General features: G+C 51.6%; 3 protein-coding genes and 1 pseudogene. 3 read left to right on the top strand and 1 reads right to left on the bottom strand.

Annotation, left to right across the window (positions count from 1 at the left end; all coding sequences use genetic code 11):
• Positions 1-539, bottom strand: a 539-nt coding sequence (locus tag ACR0K1_RS25405; protein WP_480852292.1) for an HAD family hydrolase, incomplete at its 3' end; no start/stop codon positions are given.
• A 271-nt stretch (positions 540-810) separates the two neighbouring features.
• Here ACR0K1_RS25405 and ACR0K1_RS25400 point away from each other — a divergent pair.
• From ACR0K1_RS25400 to ACR0K1_RS25390, 3 genes and pseudogenes are all read left to right on the top strand, one after another.
• Positions 811-1,890, top strand: coding sequence for a tyrosine-type recombinase/integrase (locus ACR0K1_RS25400; RefSeq protein WP_480852291.1), 1,080 nt, complete (start codon positions 811-813; stop codon positions 1,888-1,890).
• A gap of 55 nt (positions 1,891-1,945) precedes the next feature.
• Positions 1,946-2,806 (top strand): hypothetical protein, encoded by an 861-nt coding sequence (locus tag ACR0K1_RS25395; protein WP_480852290.1) that lies wholly within the window; start codon positions 1,946-1,948, stop codon positions 2,804-2,806.
• Between the two features lie 301 nt (positions 2,807-3,107).
• Positions 3,108-3,442 (top strand): annotated as a pseudogene (locus tag ACR0K1_RS25390) (hypothetical protein); the annotation flags it as partial.

Here is a 3,442-nt window from a genome sequence, read left to right as displayed (position 1 = left end):
AACGCTGGCGAAGGCTTCCCAAACAAAAAAGCATTTTTACCGCTCGAATACTCAAGCGCCCGGACGAAAGCGCCAGCATCCAGGCTCAATTCACCGTCTGCATCACGAAATACCCTGTTCGACGCCAATGCAAGAAAGGGAGCCCCGTCTTTGATCAGGCGAAAGGCCGCGTTCAATCGTTCATAGGTGAAGAAGCAGCCGGCATCTCCAACGATGACCGCTTTGGGGCCGGACTTCGAGCACACGGCAAAATCCTCTTCCAGATCCGGATGGATCAGCAGATGTGGCGCAAGACCGTTTTCCTCTAACCAGGCACAGGCGGCCGCCGCTGGTGTGAGGATTTCGGTGGCATCTGCCTCTATTCCGAAGCCATGTAGCTTGTCCAGAATAACGCGCTTAGGTCGTCGGGTTGAATTTGTCAGAAAGCGAACCGGAAGTCCTGTGCCGCGAATGGTTGAGACCGCCTCCGCAGCACCCGCCAGTGGCTTGTCACCCTGATACAGAACACCTGCGATATCAAACAGAACGCCTTTGCTCACACCTACCTCTTAAACTACGAAAACCCTTTCTCTCGGGTCAATTTGCCCAAGCGATGGTTCGCTCTTGACGCCCACTTAGCCATCACATAGGAAAGCGAAACATTGAGCGGGTATAGCTTAATGGTAAAGCCCCTGCCTTCCAAGCAATGATGACCAGTTTCATGGTGTTGCTTGGACTTTCTAACAGTTTCATTTCATTTAAATATTAGTCATACCGTGTTGCATGGCGTATCATTGCGTATCAATCCAGTTCCGACAAAAAGCTGACAAAATGCCAAAGCTCACAGAGACATTCGCACGCAAGGTTCCGCAGACAAAAAGCGGTACCGCCAAGCACTGGGATGTCGAGGTAAAGGGGCTTGTTCTCTTCGTGGGGAAACAGTCGAAAACCTGGTATTTCCAGAAAGACGTTGGAGGGCAAACCCGACGGGTTTTAATCGGGCGCTACCCCCTGATTTCTGCGGACGTCGCACGCCAAACTGCTTTGGGTTTTGCGTTGGACTGGGGCAGGGGAGCGGGCAAGCGCATACAGATCGGCGCGCCAACGCTTGAGACGGCAATGGAAACCTATCTGGCACGTCCCAAGCTTCGGTCTGAGGCCCACCGATCCGGTGTGCGTCAGCAGTTCGAGCTTCATTTGAAAGATTGGCTGCGCCTGCCGCTGGACGAGATCACCAAGTCGATGGTCGTTGAGCGTCACAGATCCATGGCTGCAACGCCATCTTCAGCAAATCATACTCTAAAGTACTTTCGGACAGTCTGGAACCATGCGCGGCGCGTACATGATCTGCCGGAAAGCCCGACGATGGCCATCGAGTGGTATCAGGAGCAACCAAACGGTTCGATCATCGAGGACTTGAGCGCATGGCGCGAGGCCGTGGATGATCTCTACAACCCCATCCACAAGGTCTTCTACGAGTTGCTTTTATTCACAGGCTTTCGCAAAACCGAGGCGCTGACGCTTGAATGGAAGAATGTGCACGAAGATCACATCCATTTGCCGATGACCAAGAACGGGCGCAGTTTTGATCTTCCCATCTCACAGGTTCATCACGAGATACTGGCGCCTGTGCGCGGTCTGCATAGGCAATGGGTGTTTCCCTCGCCCAAGTCGCCCAGCGGGCATTTGAAGGGACCCGAGCGTCTGCAATGGTCCATTCATTCCCATCGCCGGACATTTGCGACGGTCGCCATGGAGGCGGGGATATTGGAAGAGATTGTAGGGCGCCTGCTGAACCACACGCCGATTTCGATCACCGGACAACGCTATGTGAAACCCTCCCTCGACGCGCTCAGACCAGCTATGGAAACGGTGTGTGACGAACTGAGCGCTCGCATTAGGCGATCATAGGTGGGAGGCATCCTATAGATAAAAACTCGTTTGGAGCGAGGAATACAAAAAGGGCATGGCCGATCAAAAAGTGAAGCTCGATGATGACGGAATGGTGCTGCTGGGGAACGCGTTGTTGCTTGGCTACCTGTACACGATGGCTTACCGCCGACGAAGCGGGCTGCTAGATCAGGAAATTCGCACTGATCGACAGGAATACTCGGAACGAAGGCAACTGCGCGAAGTACTCGAATTAGCTGGCGCTTACCAAGATTTACTTTCAGGACCCATCAACTCATCAGGCGAAAAACAAGCCGTGCGAATTCCTGAGTTCGACGACAATATCATGAGGCTTGTGGAAAGTGACATTCCAATCGCGCGGCTTCGATTGGCAGACCTGGAGTTTCCGGATTCACTCCTGCAGCAAAATTCGATCGGTGAACGGCTGACGCATTTGAACGCCTACGAACTTCGAAGACCTTTGGCTTTGCTTGGTCCAACAGACTTTACTAGGTTATTGAAGGATATCGTCATTTCATACTTTCAGAGTGCCAACAGCGTCACGTTGAACATGAACTCTGAAGATCCGAATTCGAAAACACGTTCCATTGGATTGGCGGCAGTCCGAAAGCAATACCCGAATGCTGAGGACATTTCGATCCGCGGTGGACCCAGAACTGGGCAAGAAATTACGAACGAATCTATTGCTGCCAGGTGTTTGGAAGATTTGGCATTGGACCAAAGTGATTGCCGCATGAAGAAACGCGACGCCGTCAAAGCGCTAATGGAAGTCGGTTTTTCTGAAAACGCCTCGCGTCGTATCTGGGCAAACGGAGCGCCAGAGGCATGGAAAGACCGTGGTAGAATTAGGAATGATCAACCTTTGATTTCTGCCAACACATTGATTGATTGTTATAAAAAACAGAAACCCCAGTAGTTTCTTAAATGGTGAGGGTATTATTGGATTCAGATGGTTGTCATCTTCATTGCACAGCGAAAAGCAATAGGATGATACGTCATGCAGCTAACAGCCTTACCTCCCGATCTCTTGCTCACCCGCTCAGAAGTTGAGGTGCATTTTGGGCTTTCTCGACGCTTTCTCGAGGTTAATGCAAACCGATTTGGGGGTCCGCCAATGATAAAAATCGGTCGGAGCGTCAGGTACAGAGTCTCTGATCTAAGGGACTGGATTGACCAAAATCGCGTCGTAGTTGGTGGTTCAAGTCAAGGTGCAGAAAATGCGTAAGTTTGACAAGAACGGCAATCCGACTTCTGAACATGGAACTTACGTTCGCCGGGCAATACTTGAGACCGAAGCTTGGCGAGCCATGACCCCCAAAGCTCAAATGCTCTACGTCTGGCTACGTTTAGAGTGGAAAGGTAAGCGATTCAACAACAACGGAAAGATACGGTTGAGCTGTCGACAAGCGGCACGCCGCCTGGGTATTGGCGTTAACACGGCGATGAAGGCATTCCATGAACTTCAGGCGAAAGGCTTCATTGTTGTTACAAGACTTGGCGCGCTTGGTGTGGAGGGTGAAGCACGTGGACCGGAGTACGAGTTGACCGAAAT

It is taken from the genome of Ruegeria sp. F5, from assembly GCF_056533845.1.
Note: the sequence above shows the minus strand (reverse complement) of the source record. Positions and strands in the feature narration are given on the sequence as shown.

Coding starts and splice junctions, on each gene's coding strand:
- ACR0K1_RS25400 (WP_480852291.1), top strand. CDS start 811: ATGCCAAAGCTCACAGAGACATTCGCACGCAAGGTTCCGCAGACAAAA.
- ACR0K1_RS25395 (WP_480852290.1), top strand. CDS start 1,946: ATGGCCGATCAAAAAGTGAAGCTCGATGATGACGGAATGGTGCTGCTG.